The sequence below is a fragment of the Streptomyces sp. TLI_053 genome (assembly GCF_900105395.1).
Classification (GTDB): Bacteria; Actinomycetota; Actinomycetes; order Streptomycetales; family Streptomycetaceae; genus Kitasatospora.
Map to the genome: position 1 here is coordinate 7,700,476 of NZ_LT629775.1, position 20,999 is coordinate 7,721,474.

General features: G+C 73.5%; 13 protein-coding genes and 1 pseudogene. 7 read left to right on the plus strand and 7 right to left on the minus strand.

Features of this window, described 5'->3' with window-relative positions; genetic code table 11:
* Positions 1-45 precede the first annotated feature (45 nt).
* The 4 genes from BLU95_RS32270 to BLU95_RS32285 all read left to right on the plus strand — a co-directional run bounded on the left by BLU95_RS32270 (position 46) and on the right by BLU95_RS32285 (position 5,888).
* Positions 46-1,059 (plus strand): zinc-dependent alcohol dehydrogenase, encoded by a 1,014-nt coding sequence (locus tag BLU95_RS32270; protein WP_093863083.1) that lies wholly within the window; start codon positions 46-48, stop codon positions 1,057-1,059.
* Positions 1,060-1,393: 334 nt separating this feature from the next.
* A complete protein-coding gene (locus tag BLU95_RS32275) occupies positions 1,394-4,177 on the plus strand; it encodes a ricin-type beta-trefoil lectin domain protein (RefSeq protein ID WP_093863084.1) in 2,784 nt (927 codons plus the stop codon).
* Between the two features lie 186 nt (positions 4,178-4,363).
* Positions 4,364-5,035 carry a hypothetical protein gene (locus tag BLU95_RS32280; RefSeq protein WP_093863085.1) on the plus strand — a complete coding sequence of 224 codons (672 nt, stop codon included), beginning with the start codon at positions 4,364-4,366 and terminating at the stop codon, positions 5,033-5,035.
* The gene (locus BLU95_RS32285; protein ID WP_093863086.1) at positions 5,007-5,888 is read left to right on the plus strand and encodes an inositol monophosphatase family protein; all 882 of its coding nucleotides are present in this window, start codon (positions 5,007-5,009) and stop codon (positions 5,886-5,888) included. The genes BLU95_RS32280 and BLU95_RS32285 overlap by 29 nt, the downstream gene beginning before the upstream one ends.
* A gap of 22 nt (positions 5,889-5,910) precedes the next feature.
* On the opposite strand, the gene BLU95_RS32290 is transcribed toward BLU95_RS32285, so the two are convergent.
* Positions 5,911-7,113, minus strand: a complete 1,203-nt coding sequence (locus BLU95_RS32290; RefSeq protein ID WP_231977937.1) for an ArsB/NhaD family transporter — start codon at positions 7,111-7,113, stop codon at positions 5,911-5,913.
* 160 nt (positions 7,114-7,273) lie between these two features.
* Here BLU95_RS32290 and BLU95_RS32295 point away from each other — a divergent pair, with 160 nt between their 5' ends.
* Entirely contained in the window at positions 7,274-13,240 is a 5,967-nt protein-coding gene (locus tag BLU95_RS32295; protein WP_093863087.1) for a WD40 domain-containing protein, read from the plus strand.
* Positions 13,241-13,469: 229 nt separating this feature from the next.
* Here BLU95_RS32295 and BLU95_RS32300 read toward each other — a convergent pair.
* Together BLU95_RS32300 and tsaD are read right to left on the minus strand one after the other, a co-directional pair.
* Positions 13,470-15,662, minus strand: a pseudogene (locus BLU95_RS32300) (collagenase); the annotation flags it as partial.
* Positions 15,663-15,841: 179 nt separating this feature from the next.
* A complete protein-coding gene (tsaD, locus tag BLU95_RS32305) occupies positions 15,842-16,924 on the minus strand; it encodes a tRNA (adenosine(37)-N6)-threonylcarbamoyltransferase complex transferase subunit TsaD (protein ID WP_093865282.1) in 1,083 nt (360 codons plus the stop codon).
* 182 nt (positions 16,925-17,106) lie between these two features.
* On the opposite strand from tsaD, the gene BLU95_RS32310 reads away from it, so the two are divergent.
* The gene (locus tag BLU95_RS32310) at positions 17,107-17,709 is read left to right on the plus strand and encodes a superoxide dismutase (RefSeq protein WP_093863088.1); all 603 of its coding nucleotides are present in this window, start codon (positions 17,107-17,109) and stop codon (positions 17,707-17,709) included.
* Between the two features lie 103 nt (positions 17,710-17,812).
* Here BLU95_RS32310 and BLU95_RS32315 read toward each other — a convergent pair whose 3' ends face one another.
* The 3 genes from BLU95_RS32315 to BLU95_RS32325 are packed head-to-tail and all read right to left on the minus strand — an operon-like array spanning position 17,813 to position 19,341.
* Complete coding sequence (locus BLU95_RS32315; protein ID WP_093863089.1) at positions 17,813-18,121, minus strand: putative quinol monooxygenase; 309 nt, start codon at positions 18,119-18,121, stop codon at positions 17,813-17,815.
* 21 nt (positions 18,122-18,142) lie between these two features.
* Positions 18,143-18,616 carry a hypothetical protein gene (locus BLU95_RS32320; RefSeq protein WP_173862180.1) on the minus strand — a complete coding sequence of 158 codons (474 nt, stop codon included), beginning with the start codon at positions 18,614-18,616 and terminating at the stop codon, positions 18,143-18,145.
* An 11-nt stretch (positions 18,617-18,627) separates the two neighbouring features.
* A complete protein-coding gene (locus BLU95_RS32325) occupies positions 18,628-19,341 on the minus strand; it encodes a helix-turn-helix domain-containing protein (RefSeq protein WP_159425072.1) in 714 nt (237 codons plus the stop codon).
* A 180-nt stretch (positions 19,342-19,521) separates the two neighbouring features.
* Between BLU95_RS32325 and BLU95_RS32330 the strand changes: the two genes are divergently transcribed.
* A complete protein-coding gene (locus BLU95_RS32330; RefSeq protein WP_159425073.1) occupies positions 19,522-19,986 on the plus strand; it encodes an ATP-binding protein in 465 nt (154 codons plus the stop codon).
* A gap of 9 nt (positions 19,987-19,995) precedes the next feature.
* Here the strand turns inward: BLU95_RS32330 and meaB are convergent, their stop codons facing one another.
* Complete coding sequence (gene meaB, locus BLU95_RS32335; protein ID WP_093863091.1) at positions 19,996-20,994, minus strand: methylmalonyl Co-A mutase-associated GTPase MeaB; 999 nt, start codon at positions 20,992-20,994, stop codon at positions 19,996-19,998.
* Positions 20,995-20,999 lie beyond the last annotated feature (5 nt).

Consider the following 20,999-nt stretch of genomic DNA (forward strand, 5'->3'; position numbering starts at 1 on the left):
GGGTCGGGAAGCGGCTCCGGCGGCACGAAGGGCAGGAGCACGAACATGAAGGCCGCCGTCGTCCACGACTTCACCCAGCCGCTCGTGATCGAGGACCGTCCGGTCCCGAAGCCGGGCCCGCACCAGGTGCGGGTGCGGCTCGAGGCATCCGGCCTGTGCCACACCGACATCCACGCCGCGCACGGAGACTGGCCGGTCCGGCCCACCCCGCCGTTCGTGCCAGGCCACGAGGGCGTCGGCATCGTCGAGGCGGCGGGCGCCGAGGTCCGGCACGTCCGGGTCGGCGAGCGGGTGGCGATCCCGTGGCTCGCCGACGCCTGCGGCCGCTGCGACCACTGCGTCTCCGGCTGGGAGACCCTCTGCGTCCACCAGCACAACAGCGGCTACTCCGTCGACGGCGCCTACGCCGAGCAGGCCCTCGCCCACGGCGACTACGTCGTTCCCGTCCCCGACGGCATCGACCCGCTGGACGCGGCCCCGCTCTCCTGCGCCGGCGTCACCACCTACAAGGCCCTCAAGGTCTCCGGGGCCGGCCCCGGCACCCGCGTCCTGGTCTCCGGCATCGGCGGCCTCGGCCACCTCGCCCTCCAGTACGCCCGACTGTCGGGCGCCGAGACCATCGCCGTCGACGTCACCGACGACAAGCTCGCCCTGGCCCGCGAACTCGGCGCCGACCACGTCCTCGACGCCCGGGTCCAGGACGTCGCCGCCGAGGTCCGGAAGCTCGGCGGCGCCCACGCCGCGATCGCCCTCGCCGTCAGCAACGCCTCGTTCCAGGCCGCCTACGCCTCGCTGCGCCGCGGCGGCACCCTCGTCCTGGTCGCGCTGCCCGCCGAGGGCAGGCTCGAACTCCCGGTCTTCGACACCGTCCTGAACGGCACCCGGGTGATCGGCTCCATCGTCGGCACCCGCCAGGACCTCGCCGAGGTCTTCCGCCTCCACGCCCTCGGCCGCACCCGCGTCATCCGCGAGACCCGCCACCTCGCCGACGTCAACACCTGCTTCGACGAGGTCCTCTCCGGCAGGACCCCCGCCCGCCTGGTCTTCGACCTCCGCTGACGACCCCACCCACCACCGCCCGCCCCGTCGTTCGCCGCCGCCCGCCCCCGTCGACCGGGGGCGGGCGCCGGCGTCTCCGGACCCTCCCGTGACCTGCGCCGATGCACAGAACGGGACACGTCCGGCGTCCGCGAAAACGGGATTGCCAGCCGGGATCGCCACGCACTAACGTTCGACCGCGCACCGATCGTCGAAGCGCGCCCACGTCATCTGACGCGTGATCGGAACGCGCACCACACTCGGACAAATCCCCTCGTTCACGTCGGTGCCGGCGGACAGCCGGCGATCGGCCGCGGACCGAGGGGTCCCTGCTGCGAAGGCGAACTGACACCTCATGCGAGAAACCCGCTCATCCGCGCCGCCGCGCGGCCGGTCGGCTCGGCACCTGGCGCCGCTGCTCGCGATCGGCCTCGTGCTGGCGGCCCCGGGCGCCGCGTTCGCGGACCCGGGCGCGACCCCGGCGCCGACCGAGACTGCGGCCGGAACTCCGACCGGCGCACCCACGGGTGTGCCGACCGGTGTGCCGACCGGTGTGCCGACCAGCACCCCGACCAGTACCCCGACCGGGGCTCCGGCCGTTGCTCCGACGGCTCAGGAGGCCGCACCGACGGCCGCACCGACGGCCGCCCAGGCCCAGGCCCAGGCCCCGGCCCAGGCCGCGGACGGGCCCGGCCCCTCCGCCCCCAGCAAGCTGTCCGTCAAGCCGCAGCCCGTGGGCCAGGCCGACGACGGCTGCGGAGCCGGCGCGCCCGGCTGGATCGGTCGGACCGTTCCCCTGGCCGACGGCACGTCCGACGTCACCCTGTCCGCCTGGAGCGGCACCGCGCAGCCCGGCGTCGGCACCGTCACCGTCGGCTTCCGGGTGTGGGACATCACGGCCGGCGAGTCCGGCGACACCGGTGGCGTCACGCGGACCAGCCAGACCGTCGTCGGCACCGGAGGCTGGGGCCAGGCCACCGTCGGTCGCGCGCTCGCGGACGGTCACCAGTACGGCTGGAACGCCTGGACCACCGGCGGCGGAGTCAACAGCCCGGTGACGGCGGACTGCGCTTTCAAGGTCGACCTCTCCGCACCGACGCCCGCGTCCATCGCGCCCTCGACGGTGTTTCCGCCGACGGGCAGCGGGGCCACGTCCACCGGCCGCGCCGGTGACCCCGGCATCACCGTCCGAGTCACCAGCAAGGACCCGGTGCCGAGCGGTTGCGCCGGCGGCTGCCTCGCCAGTGGCGTCCGTGAGTTCCGATACACCATCAACGTCGGTTGGCCCGGCGTCACCGGCACCGTCCCCGCCTCCTTCGCCGCAGACGGTACCGCGTACGCCGATGTCCCGATCAGTGTGGGGGCCGACGACTGGGGCTCGCACCAGTTGGTGGTCAGCGCTGTCGACGGAGCCGGCAACTCCGATCCGCGGATCTCCAGTTACAACTACTACGCCCCGTGGAGGGACCGCCCGGACGTGGCCGGCGACGTCGACGTCGACGGCGTGCCCGACTTCCTGGCTCCGGCGGCCGACGGTTCGCTGGTGCTGTTCCGGGGTGGCAGCGGCGGCGCGTCCGAGCCGGAGACGGTGTCCCCGGCCGCGAGCAGCCCCATGCACGACAACTGGAACAACTACCTGCTGGCCCACCGCGGGGCCGTCGTCGGGCAGGGCGACTCGCTCTTCGTCTATCACAAGGAAACCAAGCAGCTTCTCGTCTACGCCAACGACGGGAACGCGACGCCGAACCCGGTGTTCGGTCGCTTCACCCGCGACGTCGGTCCAGTGGGCGGCCAGACCTACTGCCGCACCAAGGGCATCGACGGCACCTGGGACCACATCACCCGGATGACCGCTGTACGGCGGGGTACCGGGGGGACCGGCCTGATCACCGTTGAGCAGGGTCACCTGCGGTACTACTACAGCATGCGCAGCAACGACAGCCGGTGTTTCGACGCCGGTGTCGAACTCGGCGCCCCCGGCGACGACTGGAGCGGCTTCACCCTGATGTACCCGGGCGACATCGGCGGGGTCCCCACCCTCTGGGTGCGTGACACCGTGACCGGCGCCGTCGCGAGCCTGGTCCTGCCGTTCGACCCCAACGGCAAGGTCCTGAGCGGCTTCACGCCGCTGCCGCTGCCCGCCCACAAGCCCCTGGTCTCCGCACTCCCGGGCGACGGCGGCACGAGCCTGTGCGCCGACATCGACCACGGCCGCACCGGCAACGGCACCGCCGCCGTGCTGGCGGCCTGCTCGGACCAGGGTGCGGCGTCCAGCCAGGCGTTCACCCTCGGCACCGACGGTTCGGTGCACGTCCTCGGCAAGTGCCTGGACGTCACGGACGCGCTCACCGAGAGCGGTTCGCCGGTCAACCTGTGGGACTGCAACAACACCCCGGCCCAGAAGTGGGTCGCCGGTCCCCACCCGGGCACGCTGATGAACCCGAACGCCGCCAAGTGCCTCGACGCGCCCGGTACTGCCGGACCCGGCACCCACCTGGTGATCGGCGACTGCCAGGACACGGCGAGCGACCGGTGGACGGCCCCCGCCACCCACACCGTGCTGCCGCTCGGGCTCGCCGCCGGTGCCGCCCCGCTGGTGGACTCGCCCGGTGACTTCGACGCGGACGGTCACGCCGACCTCGTCGTCGCCTTCGCCGACGGCCGCAAGGTGCGCTACCCGGGCCTCGCCCCGGAGGGCGACCAGCCGCGCTTCGGTGAGCCGCGGGCGCTCTCGGCCCAGCCCGCCGGTTACAACATCGGTTCCATCCACGCCCAGGGCCGCTGCCTCGACAACTACGGTGCGTCGAACAACAGCGCGCTCCGGCTGTACGACTGCTGGAACGGCGCCAGCCAGGACTTCTGGTTCGCCTCCGACGGCACCCTGCGCACCGGCGGCCGCTGCGTCGGCGTCGAGGACGACCGGACCGACTGGGGCGCACCGGTCGTGATCACGGACTGCCGGGCCGCCGGCGGCGGCCAGATCTGGACCTTCCGCGAGGACGGCTCGATCTACAACCCCGCCTCCGACAGCTGCCTGGAACTGCCGGGCTGGAACGACGCCAACGGCACCGCGGTGGGCATCTGGCAGTGCTACGGCAACGCCAACCAGCGCTGGACGCTGACCCCGAACACCGCCTGACCGTAACGCCGATACGCCCCCGGGCCCGCGACGCACTCCGCGTCGCGGGCCCGCGGGCGTTTTCCCGGGGCCCGGGCCGTTCGCGCGCCGACCGTGCTCCCGTTGCACGCGGTCGGGCGTGTCCGCATTATGGCCCTCAACTCGTGGTCACGCCTAGCATGTCGAGGGGGAGCACTTGGGGGAGTGATGAACGAACTCTTCACGACGCTCGACCGGGCCGCCGGGCGCACCGCCGCCGGACCGGGGCTGGACGGTCTGGTGGGCGGGCTGCTGGCGGAGGTGGCGGACGGCAGACGGGTGCTGCGGGCGGTGGACCATCCGCTGGGGTTCTACTGCCTGCCGGTGCTGCGCGAGGGTGTGCTCGGGGTGTGCGTGCACGTCTTCGACCCGGTCAGGGCCGCCGGGCGGCGCGAGATCCACTGCCACAGCTGGGAGCTGAAGAGCAGCGTGCTGTACGGGCGGATCGGCAACCAACGGGTCGGCGTGCACGACGAGTCCGACCGGCCGAGCCACCGGGCCTTCGAGGTGTACAGCGACGCGGCCGCCGGGGTGGACGAGGTCCGGCCGACACCGCGGCTGGTCCGCTGGGAGCCGCTGGGCGAGGAGGTCAGCGCGCGGGGCGAGACGTACACCCTGGGGGCGGGGGAGTTCCACGTCACGGCGCTGCCGGACGACGAGCCCGCCGCCACGGTGGTGCTGGGCCGTACCGTGCCGGGCCCGTTGGACGTGGTGCTGGGGCCGGTGGACGGGGGAGCCCGACGGGTGGTGCGGCGTTTGTGCGACGTGGACCGGACGGCCCGGATCGCCGGGGAGGCGGCGAGGAGGATCGGTGGACGGGACGACGGCGGCCCCGGGTGACGGGGCGGGCGGGTTCGCCGAGGAGTGCCGGGTGGCGGTGGAGGCCGCCGAGGCGGCGGGCGCGCTGCTGAGGTCGCGCTTCCCGGGCGCCCCGGGCGCCCCGCGGGGCGCCTTCCGGGTGGACACCAAGGGCACGGACGGCGATGTGGTCACCGAACTCGACCTGCTCGCCGAGGAGCTGGTCGTCGGCCGGCTGGCCGGGAGCTTCCCCGCCGACCGGATCCGGGCCGAGGAGGGCGGTGAGCGCGCCGGCCCGCCCGGTTCCCGCCGGACCTGGCTGGTCGACCCGCTGGACGGCAGCAACAACATGGTCGTCGGCCTGCCCGCGTACGTGGTCGGCATCGCGCTGTGCGTGGACGACGAGCCGGTGCTCGGGGTGGTGCACGACCCGGTGGTGGGCCGCACCTGGCGGGCCGTGCGCGGCGCGGGGGCCTACGGTCCCGGCGGGCGTCTGCGCGTACCGGCCCGGCCGCCCGCCGCCGGCCGCCCGGTGCTCGGCTGGACGCAGGGGCACGGGGTGGGCGGCGACCCGGTGGCGCGGACGCTCAAGGCCGCGCTGGAGGACGGCTCCCGCCGGGTGCTCCAGCTCTGGGCGCCGCTGCTCACCTGGGCCCTGCTGGCCGACGGACTGATCGACGGCTTCGTCGGCTACCGGGCGGAGGAGATCGACCTGCCGGCCGGCTGTCTGCTGGCCACCGAGGCCGGGGTGGCGGTGCGGGGGCTGGACGGCGGGCCGTTCAGCCCCCGCACCGGGCAGCCGGAGACGGCCCGCAGCTATGTCGCGGGCCGTCCGGAGCTGCTGCCGTACCTGCTCGGTCTGGTTGCCGGAGGTCTGGTTGCCGGAGCCGGCTGACGAACCGCGCTCGGTCGGGTTCTCACGCCGTCAGCGCCAGCGCCGCCGTCGCCAGCGCGACGCCGCCGACCGCCAGCACCGCGCTCGCCCCGGCCACCCCCCGCAGCGGCACCCGCAGGCCGGCCGACCGGCAGCGCTCGTACCAGAGCAGGGTGGCCAGCGAGGCCCAGGGGGCCACCAGCGGGCCGACGTTGGTGCCGATCAGCAGCGCCAGCAGCTGGGTGTGGTTGCCCGCCGGCACCGCGGCCTCCCCGGCCAGGTAGACCGGGAGGTTGTTCAGCAGGTTGGACAGGCCCGCGCCGACCGCCGAGGCCCGGAACAGGCCGAGGGTGCCGCCGTCGGTACCGATCGCGTCGGCGAGCAGCCGGTGCAGCCCGTGCGCGTCCACGGTCTGCACCACCAGGAACATGCCGGGCACCATCACCAGCAGCCGCCACGGGATCAACGAGGCCCGCAGCGCCTCCGGCCGTCGCAGGGCGAAGGCCGCCACCACGACGGCCGCCGCCGCGCCCGAGGCCACCCAGAGCGGGACGACCGCCGCCAGGCTGGCCACCAGGAAGCCCGCGCAGGCCAGCGCGCAGATCCGGAACAGCACCCGGTCCCCGGGCCGGTGGGCCGCCGGTGGCCGGTAGTCGTCCGCGCCGCGCCGTCCGCGCCGCCAGTAGAACGCCCACAGGCAGGCCATGGTGGCCAGCAGCGCGGCCAGTTGCGGCGCCCACATGGCCCGGGCCAGGCCGGCCGGGGAGAGCGCGACCCGGTCGGCGGCCAGCAGGTTGGTGAGGTTGGAGACCGGCAGCAGCAGGCTCGCCGTGTTGGCCAGCCAGACCGTGGTCATGGCCAGCGGCAGCGGGGCGATGCCGACCCGGGTGGCGAGCGCGAGCATGACGGGCGTCAGCAGCACGGCCGTGGTGTCGAGGTTGAGCACCGTGGTGGTCAGCGCCGCGAAGCCGACACAGAGCAGGAACAGCGCGGGATAGCTGCCCCGCCCGGCCCGTGCCACCCAGGCCGCGACCACGTCGAACACCTCGGCGGCACTGGTCAGCTCCGCGAGCACGATCACCGAGCCGAGGAAGGCCAGCAGCGGCACGATCCGCTGGAAGGCCGACCCGGCGGCGTCCGTCGGGAGGAGCCCGGTGGCGAGGAAGAGCAGGCCGCAGGCGAGCAGCCCCGCCGCCAGCAGGTCCAGGGGATGAAGCCGTTTGACGGCGGGCCGGTACGCGAACACGGACGTCAGGGTCGCACACGAGGGGTTTCGGGTCGAGGCCGCCGTGCGAACATCCGGCCACCGGTCGACCGGGTGTTCGTGCGGTGTGCCGGAAAAACCACCCGGATCCGTTGCGGTGAAACAGGGTTGAGTCCCTCCTGATCGGTCATAAGCTCCTCCCATGGGGGCTCTTGACGCGATCCCGGGTGGCCCCGGGCCGATCGACTTCTTCATCAGCTACTCCCCGGCCGACGAGCGCTGGGCGGCCTGGATCGCCTGGACCTTGGAGGAGGCGGGCTACCGGGCCTTCCTCCAGGCCTGGGACTTCGTGCCCGGGACCAACTTCGTCGACTTCATGGACCGGGGCATCACCGAGTCCGCCGCGGTGATCGCGCTGCTCTCGCGCAACTACGAGCGCTCCCGCTACGGCCGGATGGAGTGGCAGGCCGCGCTGCGCGCCGACCCGGACGAGCCGGAACGGCGGCTGGTGACCGTCCGGATCGAGGACATCCCGGTCGACGGCCTGCTCGCCACCCTCACCTACATCGACCTGGTCGGCGTCACCGAGCCGGACCGCGCCCGCGGGCTGCTGCTCACCCGGGTCGCCCAGGCGATGGACGGCCGGGCCCGCCCCGAGCTGTCCCCCGGCTACCCGGGCGACGGGAACGGCCCGGCGACGGGCACCGGTGCAGGCACCGCCCAGGACCTCGTCCCCGCTCCCCGGCCGGGCGGCGACAGCGGCCGGGCCGGCCGCCGCCGCCCCTCCGCCCGGCCCGAGTACCCGCAGGCCGCCGGCCGCGCTGCCGGACGCGAGGCGGTCTCCGTCCTCCACCTGGCCGGCCCCGCCTTCGGCCGGGGCGCCGACCCGGTGGACCTCCAGTCGGCCCTCTGGGGCGACCTCGTCGAACTCGCCGACGCCGGCGCCCCCGCGCCCGAACTCGTCGTCGTCACCGGCGACCTCACCGCCACCGGCAGCCCCCGCGAGTGCGAGCAGGCGCTGACCTTCCTCACCGGGATCCGCTCCCTGCTCGGGCTCGAACCGCACCGGGTGGCCGTCCTGCCCGGCGGCCGGGACGTCAGCCAGGCCGCCTCCCGCGCCTACTTCGCCACCTGCGAGGCCGACGAACTGCGGCCCGCCGCGCCGTACTGGCCCAAGTGGCGGCACTACTCCCGGCTGTTCCAGGAGTTCTACCAGGGCCTGGACGTGGTCTTCGACAGCGCCCAGCCGTGGACGCTCTTCCCGGTGCCCGAACTCGGCACCGTCGTCGCCGGGCTCAACTCCTCGATGGCCTGGACCCACCGGCCGGAGGACCGCTACGGCTGGCTCGGACCCGAGCAGGCGGCCTGGTTCGCCCAGGCGCTGCGCCCGTACGAGAACGACGGCTGGCTGCGGATCGGCGCGGTGAGGCACCCGGTCGCGGCCCCGGCCGCCGGCCCGGCCGGTGCCCGGACCGGCGGCCCCGCCGTCGGGGGGCCGCCCGCCGAGGGCGTCGAACCGCTGCGCGACGCCGACCGCTTCACCCGGCTCACCGCTCCCCGACTGCACCTGCTGCTGCACGGCCCCGCCACCGACGCCGACGGTCCCGCCCGCGGGCCCGCCGCGCGTCCGCTCCCGCCGCACCTGCTCGCCACCTCCGCCGGCGAACTGCCCGTGTTCGGCGCCCTCGCCCCCGGCGCCCACCAGCTGCTCCGGCTCACCCGCGACGGCCTGACCCGCTGGCCCGCCTCCGCACCCGTCCCCGGCACCGCCCCCGTGCCCGGCACTGCCTCCGCCACCGGCACCGCGTCCGCCCCGCTCCGCCTCACCGTCCCCTGGCGCCGGGCCGAGCGCGCCTTCCCGGCCCCCGCGCCGACCCCCCGCTCCGGGCCCCCGCAGCTGGAGGAGCCCGGCGCACCCGCCGACACCGACCACGAGACCCGCGCCCTCGCCTCCCCCCAGGAGGCCCTGCTGGCCCGGGTCGCCGAGGTCTGCCGAACCCGCCACCCCGGCGCCCAGATCCGCCCGGTGGCCGGCACCACCACCCAGCTCTTCGTCACCTGGGCCGAGTCCGGGCTGGTCCGCCAGCAGCGGGTGGCTGCCTGCGTCGGCACCCCCACCGAGCAGGAGGTCGAGGAGTTCGTCGACGCCGTGCACGCCGACGGCGCCGGCCTCGACGCCGAACTCGTGCACGACGGCCCGCCGCCCTCCCGCGAGCTGCGCGACCGGGCCCGCCGCCGCGGCGTGCGCCTGCGCAGCTTCCTGGAGTTCCAGGGACTGCTCGACCTGCGCGGCTACGTCGGCGCCCAGACCGAACGCCTCTCCACCGACAGCCAGTACCACCCCGACCTCTACCTACCCCAGCGCTACCGCGACGCCGAACGCCCCGGCGCCGACGAGCGCGAGGGACTGGTCGACGAACTGCTCCGGCTGCTGGACTCCGACCACGGCCGCTTCGTGCTGCTGCTCGGCGACTTCGGCCGCGGCAAGACCTTCGCCCTGCGCGAGCTGGCCCGCCGCTTGCCCGCCGAACTCCCGCACCTGGCACCCCTGTTCATCGAACTCAGCGCCCTCGACAAGGCGCACTCGCTGGACGGCCTGGTCGCCGCCCACCTCACCGAGCACGGCATCGACACCCTCGACCTGCGGGCCTTCCGCTACATGCTCCGGCAGGGGCGGGTGGTGCTGCTGTTCGACGGCTTCGACGAACTGGTCAACCGGGTCAGCTACGAACGCGCCGCCGACCACCTCCAGGTGCTGCTGGACGCGGCCGTCGACAACGCCAAGATCGTCGTCACCAGCCGCACCCAGCACTTCAGCTCCCACGAGCAGGTGCTCACCGCCCTCGGCGAACGGGTCGGCCTGCTCCCGCAGCGCCGGCTGATCGCCGTCCAGGACTTCACCCCGCACCAGATCCGCGGCTACCTCGGCAACCGCTACGGCGACGAGGAGACCGCCGCCCGCCGGATGCGGCTGCTGGAGGGCGTCCCCGACCTGCTCGCGCTCTGCCGCAACCCCCGGCTGCTGAGCTTCGTCGCCGACCTCGACCACGACCGGCTGCGCGCCGTCGCCGGCGCCGGACGGGCGCTCAGCGCCGCCGGCCTGTACGAGGAGGTGTTCACCTCCTGGCTGCGGTTCGAGGAACGCCGCGGCCACGGCGGCCCCGGCGCCGCGCCCGGACTCGCGCTCGAGCAGCTCTGGCAGGCCGTCACCCTGCTCGCCCTGCGGCTGTGGGAGAGCGGCCGCAGCTCCATCCCGCTGGACGAGATCGTCGACATCGCCGGCGTGCTCAGCGGCCTCGCCGAGAACCGGATGCCCACCCCCCAGGTCGCCCACGCCGTCGGCTCCGGCAGCCTGCTGGTCCGCTCCGACGAGGGCATGTTCCACTTCATCCACGGCTCGGTGGGGGAGTGGCTGGTCGCCCGCGCCGCCGCCGAGGCGCTGGCCCGCGAGGACACCACCCTGCTCGCCCGCGGCCCGCTCAGCCGGCTCGCGGTCGAGTTCCTCTGCGACCTGGCCGACCACCAGGCCTGCCAGCGGTGGGCCCGCTCCGTCCTGGACACCCCCGAGACCGCCACCGAGGCGGCCCGGCTCAACGCCGTCAAGGTGCTCGACCGGCTGCGCGTCCCCGCCCACACCGACCTGCGCGGCGCCACCCTGGCCGGCGAGGACCTGTCGCACCGCGACCTGTCCGGCGTCGACCTGTTCGGCGCGGACCTGCGCGGCGCCCGGCTGCTCGGCGCCAACCTCTCCGGCGCGGACCTGCGCGGCGCCCGGCTGGCCGGCGCCCGCCTCGACTCCGCCGACCTCACCGGCGCGGACCTGCGCTTCGCCGATCTGCGCGGCGCCCGGCTGGTCCGCACCGACCTGCGCGGCGCCCGGCTGCGCGGCAGCCACTGGCAGCGGTCCGCGCTGATCTCCGCCGTCACCGACGAGGAGGTGCTTGCCGCTCCCGAACTGCGCGCCGCCGCGATCGCCCCCGGACTCCCGGTCGAGGCCGGCTTCAGCCCCTCCGAGGTCGGCGTCCCCTACGGCTTCGACGTGCGCTCCACCCGGCTGCCCGAGCCGGTCGCCTTCAGCCGCGACGGCCACTTGCTCGCCGTCGGCTCCGAGGACGGCAGCGTGCTGATCTGCGACGCCGTCACCGGCATCGCCCTGCGCACGCTCAAGGACCACATCGGGCGGGTCTACTCGGTCAAGTTCGCCGACGACGTCCTCGCCACCGGCAGCGCCGACGGCACCGTCCGGCTCTGGGACCCGGTCTCCGGCGAGTGCCGCCACCGCCTGGACGTGCACCCCGGCGGCGTCTGGCCGCTCTCGCTCGCCCGGGACGGACGGCTGGTCGCCACCGGCGACCTGAACGGGGTGGTCACCCTCTGGGACACCGCCACCGGCGAGCCCCGGCACCGCCTGCCCGGCCACGCCGCGCCCGTCTACACGGCCGTGTTCAGCCCCGACGGCACCCTGATCGTCACCGGCGACCAGCGCGGCGGCGGCCGGCTGTGGTCCACCGCGAACGGCCGCCGGCTCGCCGAACTCCCCGGCCACCGCGGCACCCTCTACCGCTCCGCGTTCAGCCCGGACGGCACCCTGGTCGCCACCGCCGACGGCGGCCCCGACGACGGCACCGGCGGCACCGTCCGGATCTGGGAGGTCGCCTCCCGCCGGCTGCGCCACAGCATGCCCGGCCACGCCGGACGGATCTACACCCTCGCCTTCCACCCCGACGGCGACCTGCTCGCCAGCGGCGACACCGAGGGGCAGATCCGGCTCTGGAACCCGCTCGACGGCACCGCGGTCGGCCGCCCGGAGGACTCCACCGGCAAGATCTACCAGGTCACCTTCGACGAGGCCGGCACCCGGTTCGCGGCCAGCGACAGCGACGGCGGCGTCCGGGTCTGGCGGGTCGGTCCCGCCGACGGCACCGGCGGGGCCCGGGAGGTGACGCCGCTGCGCCGGCAGCCGCCCGAGCACCGGGGCTCGGTCTGGGCCTGCCGGTTCCGGCCCGGTTCCGGCCGGGGCGGCGCGGAGAGCGACCCGCTGCTGGTCACCGGCGCCAACGACGGCCGGGTCCGGCTCTGGGACCCGTCCTCGGGGCGCAGCCGCCAGCTGCTGCGCGGCCACGGCCGACGGATCGGATCGCTCACCTTCAGCGGTGACGGCACCCTGCTGGCGGCCGGCGGCAACGACGGCCGGGTCCGGCTCTGGGAGCCGTCCACCGGCCGCCGGCTGCGCGAACTCTCGGGCCGCAGCAGCCGGCTGGTCTCGGCCGTGTTCAGCCCGGAGGACGCGGTGCTGGCCACCGCCACCAACGACGGCGACCTGTGCCTGTGGAACGCCCGCACCGGCGAGTACCTGCGCGAGATGGACGTCGAGACCGAGCACGTCTGGGCGGAGGCGTTCAGCGCCGACGGCGTCCTGGTGGCCACCGCCAACGACGACGACACCGTCCGGATCTGGTACCGGCGCACCGGCGCCCACCTCACCACGCTCCGCGAGCACCGCGGCCGGGTCCGCTCGATCGCGTTCAGCCCGGACGGGCGGCAGTTGCTGACCGGCTGCGACGACAGCCGGGTGCGGATCTCCGACGTCGACGCCGGCCGGGTGGTGGCCGAACTCGACGGCCACACCGACCGGGTGTACGCCGTCTCGCCGGCGGCCGACAGCACCTGGCTGGCCAGCGCCTCCTGGGACGGCACCGCGGTGATCTGGGTGGACCGGGCGGTCCGGCACCGGCTGACCGGCCACGTCGGCCGGCTGTGGACCGCCGCCGCCCACCCGCACCGCCCGCTGCTCGCCACCGCCGGCGACGACCGGGTGGTCCGGCTCTGGGACCCGCTCTCCGGCACCGAGGTGGCGGGCCTGCGCGGCCACACCGGCCGGATCCTCGCCGTCACGTTCAGCCCGGACGGCTCCCTGCTGGCCAGCGGCGGCGAGGACGGCACGATCCGGCTCTGGCGCGTCCCCGAGGAGGGCCGCCCCACCGCGCTCGCGACCCTGCTCGGCACCCCCGACGGCTGGGCCGCCCTGCTGCCCTCCGGCGCCTACAAGTGCGAGGGCGACGTCGCGGGCGAGTTCTGGCACGCCGTCGGCATGTGCCGCTTCGAACCGGGCGAGCTCGACTCCCACCTCCCCGGCGTCCACCGCCTCCCCCCGGACGCCCTGCTCTGACCCGCCGAGGAGCATGACGAAGGCCCCGCCGGTACCGGCGGGGCCTTCGCGTGTTCAGCGGTTCACCCGGTGGTGCGGGCTCCTGCCGGTACTGCCTACTGGTACTGCACGGACAGGGTCGCGCCCGCGAAGTCCTGCTGGGCGGCGAGGCTGAAGTAGACCCAGCCGGCCGGGGGTTGGTGACGGTGAGGGTCTCGGCGTTGCCCGGGTTGGCGGACTTGGCGAGGGTGTTGCCGGTGGTGGCCCAGTTGGAGCCGCCGTAGAGGAGGTCGGCGTTGCCGGTGCCGCCGCTGCTGGTGATGGTCAGCGTCTTGACGCCGGCCGGCAGGTTGATGAAGTGGTAGCTGTAGTTGCCGGTGGCGGCGGCCAGGTTGTCGCGGCGGCAGTTGTTGTCGAACTGGCGGGTGTCCGCGATGGTGCACAGCGGGACGGTCGGGGTGACCGGGCCGGTCGGGGCCTCCGGCAGCGGGCCGCAGTCGTTGGTGGCGCAGGCGCCGAGCCAGTTGCTGAAGTCGGCGTCGTAGCGGGTGCCGATGGTGGTCTTCAGGATGGTGCGGGCGCCGTTCCAGTCACCGGTGCGGTACTTGGCGAGCACGGCGTCCATGTCGGCGCGGTGCTGCTGCAGCATGTAGCGGCTGGCCAGCCAGCCCCAGCGGTAGACCCGGTTGGAGTTCTCGTCGGCGTCGGCGGTCTGGTCGTAGACGGTGTCGAACAGCTCGCTGAGCTTGTAGGTCTTCTTGGCGGCCTCGGCGATCGCGTCGGCGTTGCGCACGTTGCGGTAACCGTAGGAGATGTTCTCGGCGATGCCCTCGACCCACCAGATGGTCGGGGTCACCATGCCGGCCTCGAAGTCGCCGTACATGTTGTACCGGCCGTCGAGGTAGTGGGTGTACTCGTGGTTGAGGTTCCAGATCTGGAACTCCGGACGGATCCAGGAGGCCTCGTGGGCGATGAAGCGGGCCTGGTTGCCGGGCACGGCCGGGTTGCCCTCCTCGTACATGCCGCCGTTGTCGACGTCGATGTCGTAGAAGGCCCAGGCGTACAGCGAGTACTGGTCGTAGTCGTCGAAGGCGACGACCTCGAGGTTGGTGTTCACGTCGCCGGGGATGGCGCCCTTGTCACCGATGATCTTGTGGAAGTAGGCATCCTGGTTGATCAGGCTGGTGCAGGTGGTCGCAAGCTGCCCGGGGGACATGTCCTGGGCCTTGATCTTCAGACCGTCGTTGCAGACCTTCTGGATCGGCAGGATGACCGGCATGAGGCGGGTGCTCAGGTCGCAGATGCCGAAGTCGGCGCAGTGGCCCTTGTCGAACTCACGGGTGGACCACGCCAGGTTCATGGTGATCGGGGCGGTCGGGCCGGTGTTCGGGTAGCGGTTGATCAGGTCCTTCATGATCGGCCGCAGCTGGGTCTTCAGCTCCGGGACCTGCAGCGCGTAGCCGAGGTAGCGGCCCATGTTGCTGACGATGTCGAAGCGGTTCAGCAGGGAGTCGTTACGGGTGATGAAGCCGGACCATGAGGTGAGGATGCTGGGGTCGGCGACGAGCGCGGCCTTCCAGCCCTTGCTGTCGTCCTTGGCGGCGAAGCCGTCCTTGAGGACCCACTCGAACTCGCTGACGGTCGCCGCCATCCGCTCCGGCCAGGTGCCGCTGTAGTTGTTCAGCAGCCACTTGAAGAAGCCGGCGTAGCGGCCGAGGGTGTCGGTCTGGCCGATCACCTTGACGACCTCGACCAGCAGCTCGCCGTTGGCGGTGGTGGCGTCCTTGCTGTGGTTGTTCGCGAAGAACGCGTCCAGCGCGCCCTTGAGGGCGGCGGCCAGCGTCGGGCCGTAGCTGCCGACGGCGTTCGGGTTGGTCTCGTGCAGGTAGTAGCCGGCCCGCAGGAAGAGCACCAGCTGGCCGACGGCCGTGCTGTTGTCACCGGGGTAGGCCGGGGAGGCGTCGCGCAGCGCGTTGGCCACGGTCACCATGTTGGCCTCGCGGAAGGCGGTGCCCGCGGCGGCGGAGTCGAGGTTGAAGAGGCCGTACGTGCAGTCGACCCGTGGCAGGGCCTTGAGCTGCTGGACCAGCGAGCTGCCGGTGGCGTTGATCACGCCGGACAGGTCGGGGCAGGGGTCCGCCGCGGCGGCCGAGAAGCCCTTGGCGGCCTTGACCGGCGCGGTGACCGGGGCGGCCGGCGGGGCGTGCACCTCGTCGTTGTCCTGGGCGGAGATCTTGTAGGCGCTGGTGCTCTTGGCATCGGGCGACTTGGGGACCGGGATCGACCGCGGCGTGGCGGTGGTGGTGCTGGCGCCGGCCGGGGTGGTGACGCCGGTCGGGGCGGCCTGGGCCTGAGGGGCGAACAGGCCGAGGGCGATGAAGAAGGCCGCGCCGAGCGCAGGGAGCTTGCGCGCGTTGGCCGTGGATATCCGGGAGGGACGCATCTGTGGGGGCCTCCGGGGCCGTTAGGGGCCGCGGCATGGGGGGCGCGGCCTCTCGATGTGTGACATGTAAAATGGCACACACCTCCGGTCGTCGGGAAGATCCGGGGCCGAATTATCGTTCGCCGCAACCGAAACGTTGTCAGGGAGCCCCGAGCTGGGGCCTTTGTCCGGGTTGGGGCTCAGGAGGCGGGTGCTACCGGACGAGCCGCGACGGCCCGCGGGGTGAGCGCCGCGGCCTCCAGTGGCGCCGAGGGGTCGACCGAGAGGTCCGCCGGGGCCGGCTCCGCCCCGGCCCGCACCAGCAGGTCGCCGATCGCCGCCACCATCGCCCCGTTGTCGGTGCACAGCCGCAGCGGCGGCACCCGCAGGGTGATGCCGGCCGAGGCGCAGCGCCGCTCGGCAAGCTCCCGCACCCGCGAGTTGGCGGCCACCCCGCCGACCACCACCAGCGTGTCGATCCCGTGGTCCCGGCAGGCCCTGACGGCCTTGCGGGTCAGCACGTCGGCGATCGCCTCCTGGAGCGCGGCGGCCGCGTCCGGGACGTTCGGCTCGGTGCCGGCGGCCCGCTGTCCCTCCACCCAGCGCGCGGCGGCGGTCTTGAGGCCGGAGAAGGAGAAGGCGTACGGCGGGTCGTTCGGCCCGCTCAGGGGGCGCGGGAGCCGGACGGCCCTGGGGTCGCCGTCGCGGGCGGCCCGGTCGATGGCGGGCCCGCCCGGGTAGGGCAGGCGCAGGATCCGGGCGACCTTGTCGAAGCACTCGCCGGCCGCGTCGTCCAGGGTGTCCCCGAGGTGGACGATCGGATCGCGCGCCAGATCGCGGACCAGCAGCAGCGAGGTGTGCCCGCCGGAGACGATCAGCACGACGCACGGGTCCGGCAGTGGCCCGCCGTCGAGCGTGGCGGCGGCCACGTGCCCGGCCAGGTGGTGCACCCCGTACAGCGGGACGCCGAGCGAGAAGGAGTACGCCTTGGCGGCCGCCACCCCGATCTGCAGCGCCCCGGCCAGGCCCGGACCGGTCGTCACCGCCACCGCGCCGACGTCGCCCAGGGTGAGCCCGGCCCGCCGCAGCGCCTCGTCGACCACCGGCGCCATCGCGTGCAGGTGCGCGCGGGCGGCGATCTCGGGGACCACGCCGCCGTAGCGGGCGTGCTCGTCCATCGAGGACGCCACCGCCTGGCCGAGCAGCACGCCGTCGCGCACCAGCCCCGCGCCGGTCTCGTCGCAGGACGACTCGATCCCCAGGACCACCGGTGATCCGGCCACGCTGCTCACCCTTATTGCTCGTAGTTCCTACCTGCAACTATTGTGCAACAAGGATGGTGGCGAAGTTCTCCGGGGTGGGAGGAATACGCAGGAGCCGGTGCTTAGTTTCTGCAACCGATACGCAATAGTGTTGACCCGGCACGATCGTCACCGTTGAACTCGCCGAAAGGGCCCGTCTCCTGATGAGCACCTACTCGCTTCCCGACCTGCCGTACGACTACTCCGCGCTGGAGCGCGCGATGTCCGCGGAGATCCTGGAGCTGCACCACTCCAAGCACCACGCCGCGTACGTCAAGGGCGCCAACGACACCCTTGAGCAGCTCGCCGAGGCGCGGGACAAGGAGCAGTTCGGCGGTCTGGTCGGCCTCCAGAAGACCTTCGCCTTCCACCTGTCCGGCCACGTGCTGCACTCGCTGTTCTGGGAGAACCTCTCCCCGGAGGGCGGCGACCGCCCCGACGGCGAGCTGGCCGACGCGATCACCGAGCACTTCGGCAGCTTCGAGGCGTTCAAGAAGCAGCTGACCACCGCCACCACCGGCGTCCAGGGCTCCGGCTGGGGCATCCTCTCCTGGGAGCCGCTCGGCAAGCGCCTGATCGTCGAGCAGGTCTACGACCACCACGGCAACGTCGGCCAGGGCACCACCCCGCTGCTGGCCTTCGACGCCTGGGAGCACGCCTACTACCTGCAGTACCGCAACGTCCGCCCCGACTACGTCACCAAGCTCTGGGACGTCGTCAACTGGCAGGACGTCTCGACCCGCTTCTCGGCGGCCAAGAGCGCCTGACCCCTCACAGGGGTGAAGCGCCCGCACACACCTGACCCAGGGCAGGGCAGGTAAGGAAGGGCCCCCGACCGGTTCACACCGGCCGGGGGCCCTTTCGTGCGCGTCAGGCAGACGCCTTGCCGTCGATCTCGTCGAGGAACGTGACCTCGAACGATTCGAGGTACTGGCCGCGCTCGGTCAGGAACCGGCGGACGTGGAACTGTCGCTCGTGCTCCTCGAACGCCTCGCGGTCCGCGTACAACTCGTAGAAGACCCGGACGCGCGGCTCGTCCGGCACGGTGTGGCTGACGTAGACGAGAGTGCCGGGCTCCTCGGCACGAATCCCTTCGAGTGCTTCCCGGGTCAGTTCGTCGAAGGCGAGAGCGGCTGCCGTATCGCGGGCGACGAAGCGCACAACGAGGCCGAATCCCATGGTTTCCCCTTCCTCGATCGGTCAGCGCCGGGCACCGGCGGGCCAGAGTACCTGGACGGGAACACCCAGTCGCCGCGCGTACGCAACGACGTCCGCCGTTCCGCCGAAGCCGCGGGCGGGCAGGCCGTCCCAGACGGCGATCAGCCGGTCCACCTGCCCGACCAGCAGCTCGCTCCCGGCCATGTGGGCGGCCTCGTCGGACTCCACCCGGCCGGTGTGGTGCTCCTCGGAGGCGTCCCGGAGGAGGCGGTCGTAGACCGGGTGGTGCCACTCCGGCAGGCCCTCGCGGTACCGCTGGGCGGGGACGACCACTTCGAGCCGGGCACCCCGGTCGAGCGCGAGCTCGGCGATCCATGCGTCCGGCCCGTCCGCGATGCAGGACACGACCGTGAGCTCGGCCGTGTCCTCCCCGGCCACGACCTCCGCGAGCAGCCGCCGGACCTGTTCCTCCAGTTCGGCATCCAGCCCCCGGTGCCCCGTGATTCCGATCCGCATCGTGCCCCTTCCTACTGGACGGCGTTGCCGGTGTGCGCTTCGAACTGGGCGAGGCTTCCCACCTGGTAGGCGGTGAGCAGTGGGTTGTGGCTCGACCGGGCCGCCTGGATCGCGGCCCCGTAGAAGGAACGCGCCGACCCGTGGTCGCCCATGTCCCAGGCGAGCCAAGCCGCCGGGCTCGCTGCCTCGCTCGCGATCCCGGCGAGTGCGATCCGCCGGTCCTCGGTCGGTGCCGTGCTGATGATTCCTCGAATCAGCCGCAGGTGTGAGTGAACGGCCTCGCCGAGTTCGCGGGAGGGTGTCGATCCGTCCAGCGTTCGGTACGAGGTCGTGGCGAGCCGGAGCGCGGCCACCTGCGATTCGCTCGCGTCCGAGGAGGGACCGAGGGCGGCGACAACGGGCGCGGCGACGGCGATCGCCGCCGCCGCGCCCAGGAACTGACGCCTCTGCACGCTGTCGCCTCCCTTCGTTGTCCGGTTCGGCGCTCCGGCCAGGCCGAGCACGGCCGGTGGGATGTCCAGGTGGCGTGAGATCCGCAGCAGGACATCCATGGCATAGGGACCACTGCCGCGCTTCTCCAGCCGTGAGACGGCCGACTGCGACAACCCGCATGCCGCACCCAACTGCAGCTGGGTCAGCCGCTTTTGGATCCGTGCCAGTTCGACGACCTTGCCGTAGTTTCCGGTCTGGGACGCCTCCCGGACCACCGCCGCGTTCCAGTTCACCAGCCCACCCAAAGCTACGGGCCCACCCGGGGCCGCTGACGCGCTTCGATGCGGCGCCCGCATACGCGTATGCGGGCGCCGCATCGTCGATCGTCCCACAGCTGTCACGGCTTGTTGACTGTTGGTGATCATTCGTTCGGTCCTCGGCAGCTCGCCTGCCCCGTCGACGTGGAGGCGTTCATGGTGGTCAGCCCGCTCAGCAGTGCCCGGTTCCCGGTTCCGCTGGAATGGGGGGCGCCGCCGGGGCCGGAGGCGGTGCCGGGTGCGCGGTGGCTGGTGGCGGCGATCGTGCGGGAGTGGGGTGTGCCGCTCTCGGACGATGCGCTCCAGGACCTGGAGCTGTGTGCCAGTGAGGTGATCGCCAACGCGCTGCTGCACACCGGGGGCCGCTGCCTCGTCACGGTGCTGCGGCGGCCGGGGCGTCTCCGTGTCGAGGTGGCCGACCGGTGCCCCGGGCTCCCGGACCGGGAGCGCGGGGCCGAAGAAACAGGCGGGCGTGGGTTGTTGCTGCTGGAGGCCTTGGCCGGGGCGTGGGGGTGGCACTCCGAAGGCCCCGGCAAGGTGGTGTGGTTCGAGTTCCCTGAGCAACGCGAAGCGCCGTGCCCCCATGGATGGGGCACGGCGCTCGGGCTTGTGGCGGCGTAGCGCGCAGGGTCAGGGCACCGGTGGCAGGCCGAAGGCGTCCAGGATGCTGTCCGCCGCCAGGGTGGCCGTGAGGGTGCCCTCCCGGACCCGGCGTTCCAGTTCGGGGACCAGACGGGTCACCTCGGGGTGGGAGTGCAGCCGGGTGAGGAGCTGGTCGTGGACCATCGCCCAGGTCCACTCCACCTGCTGGTCGCGGCGCTTGGCCGCCAGTGCGCCGGTCGCGTCGAGCACCTTGCGGTGCTGCTGCAGCCGTTCCCAGAGCACGTCCAGGCCGCTGCCGTCCTGTCCCGAGCAGGTCAGCACCGGCGGTGTCCACGGCGCGTCGGGGGCCTGCAACAGCCGCAGCGCGCCGGCGAGTTCGCGGGCGGCGGCCTTGGCGTCGAGTTCGTGCGGGCCGTCGGCCTTGTTGACCGCGATGACGTCGGCCAGCTCCAGCACGCCCTTCTTGATGCCCTGCAGCTGGTCGCCGGTGCGGGCCAGCGACAGCAGCAGGAAGGAGTCGACCATGCCCGCCACCGTGGTCTCCGACTGGCCGACGCCGACCGTCTCGATCAGCACCACGTCGTAGCCGGCGGCCTCCATCACGAGCATCGACTCCCGGGTGGCCTTGGCCACCCCGCCGAGCGTGCCCGAGGTCGGCGACGGCCGGACGAAGGCGGCCGGGTCCACCGCCAGGCGCTCCATCCGGGTCTTGTCACCCAGGATCGAGCCGCCGGTGCGGCTGGAGGTCGGGTCGACGGCCAGCACCGCGACCTTGTGGCCCTGCCCGGTGAGCATGGTGCCGAAGGCGTCGATGAAGGTCGACTTGCCGACGCCGGGCACCCCGGTGATGCCCACCCGGACCGCCCCGCCGGCGTGCGGCAGCAGCATCGTCAGCAGCTGCTGCGCCAGCGCGCGGTGGTCGGGCCGGGTGGACTCGACGAGGGTGATGGCCCGCGCGATGTACGCGCGCGAGCCCTCCCGTACACCGGTCGCGTAGCTGTCGAGGTCGATCGTCCGGGGCGGCATCCGAC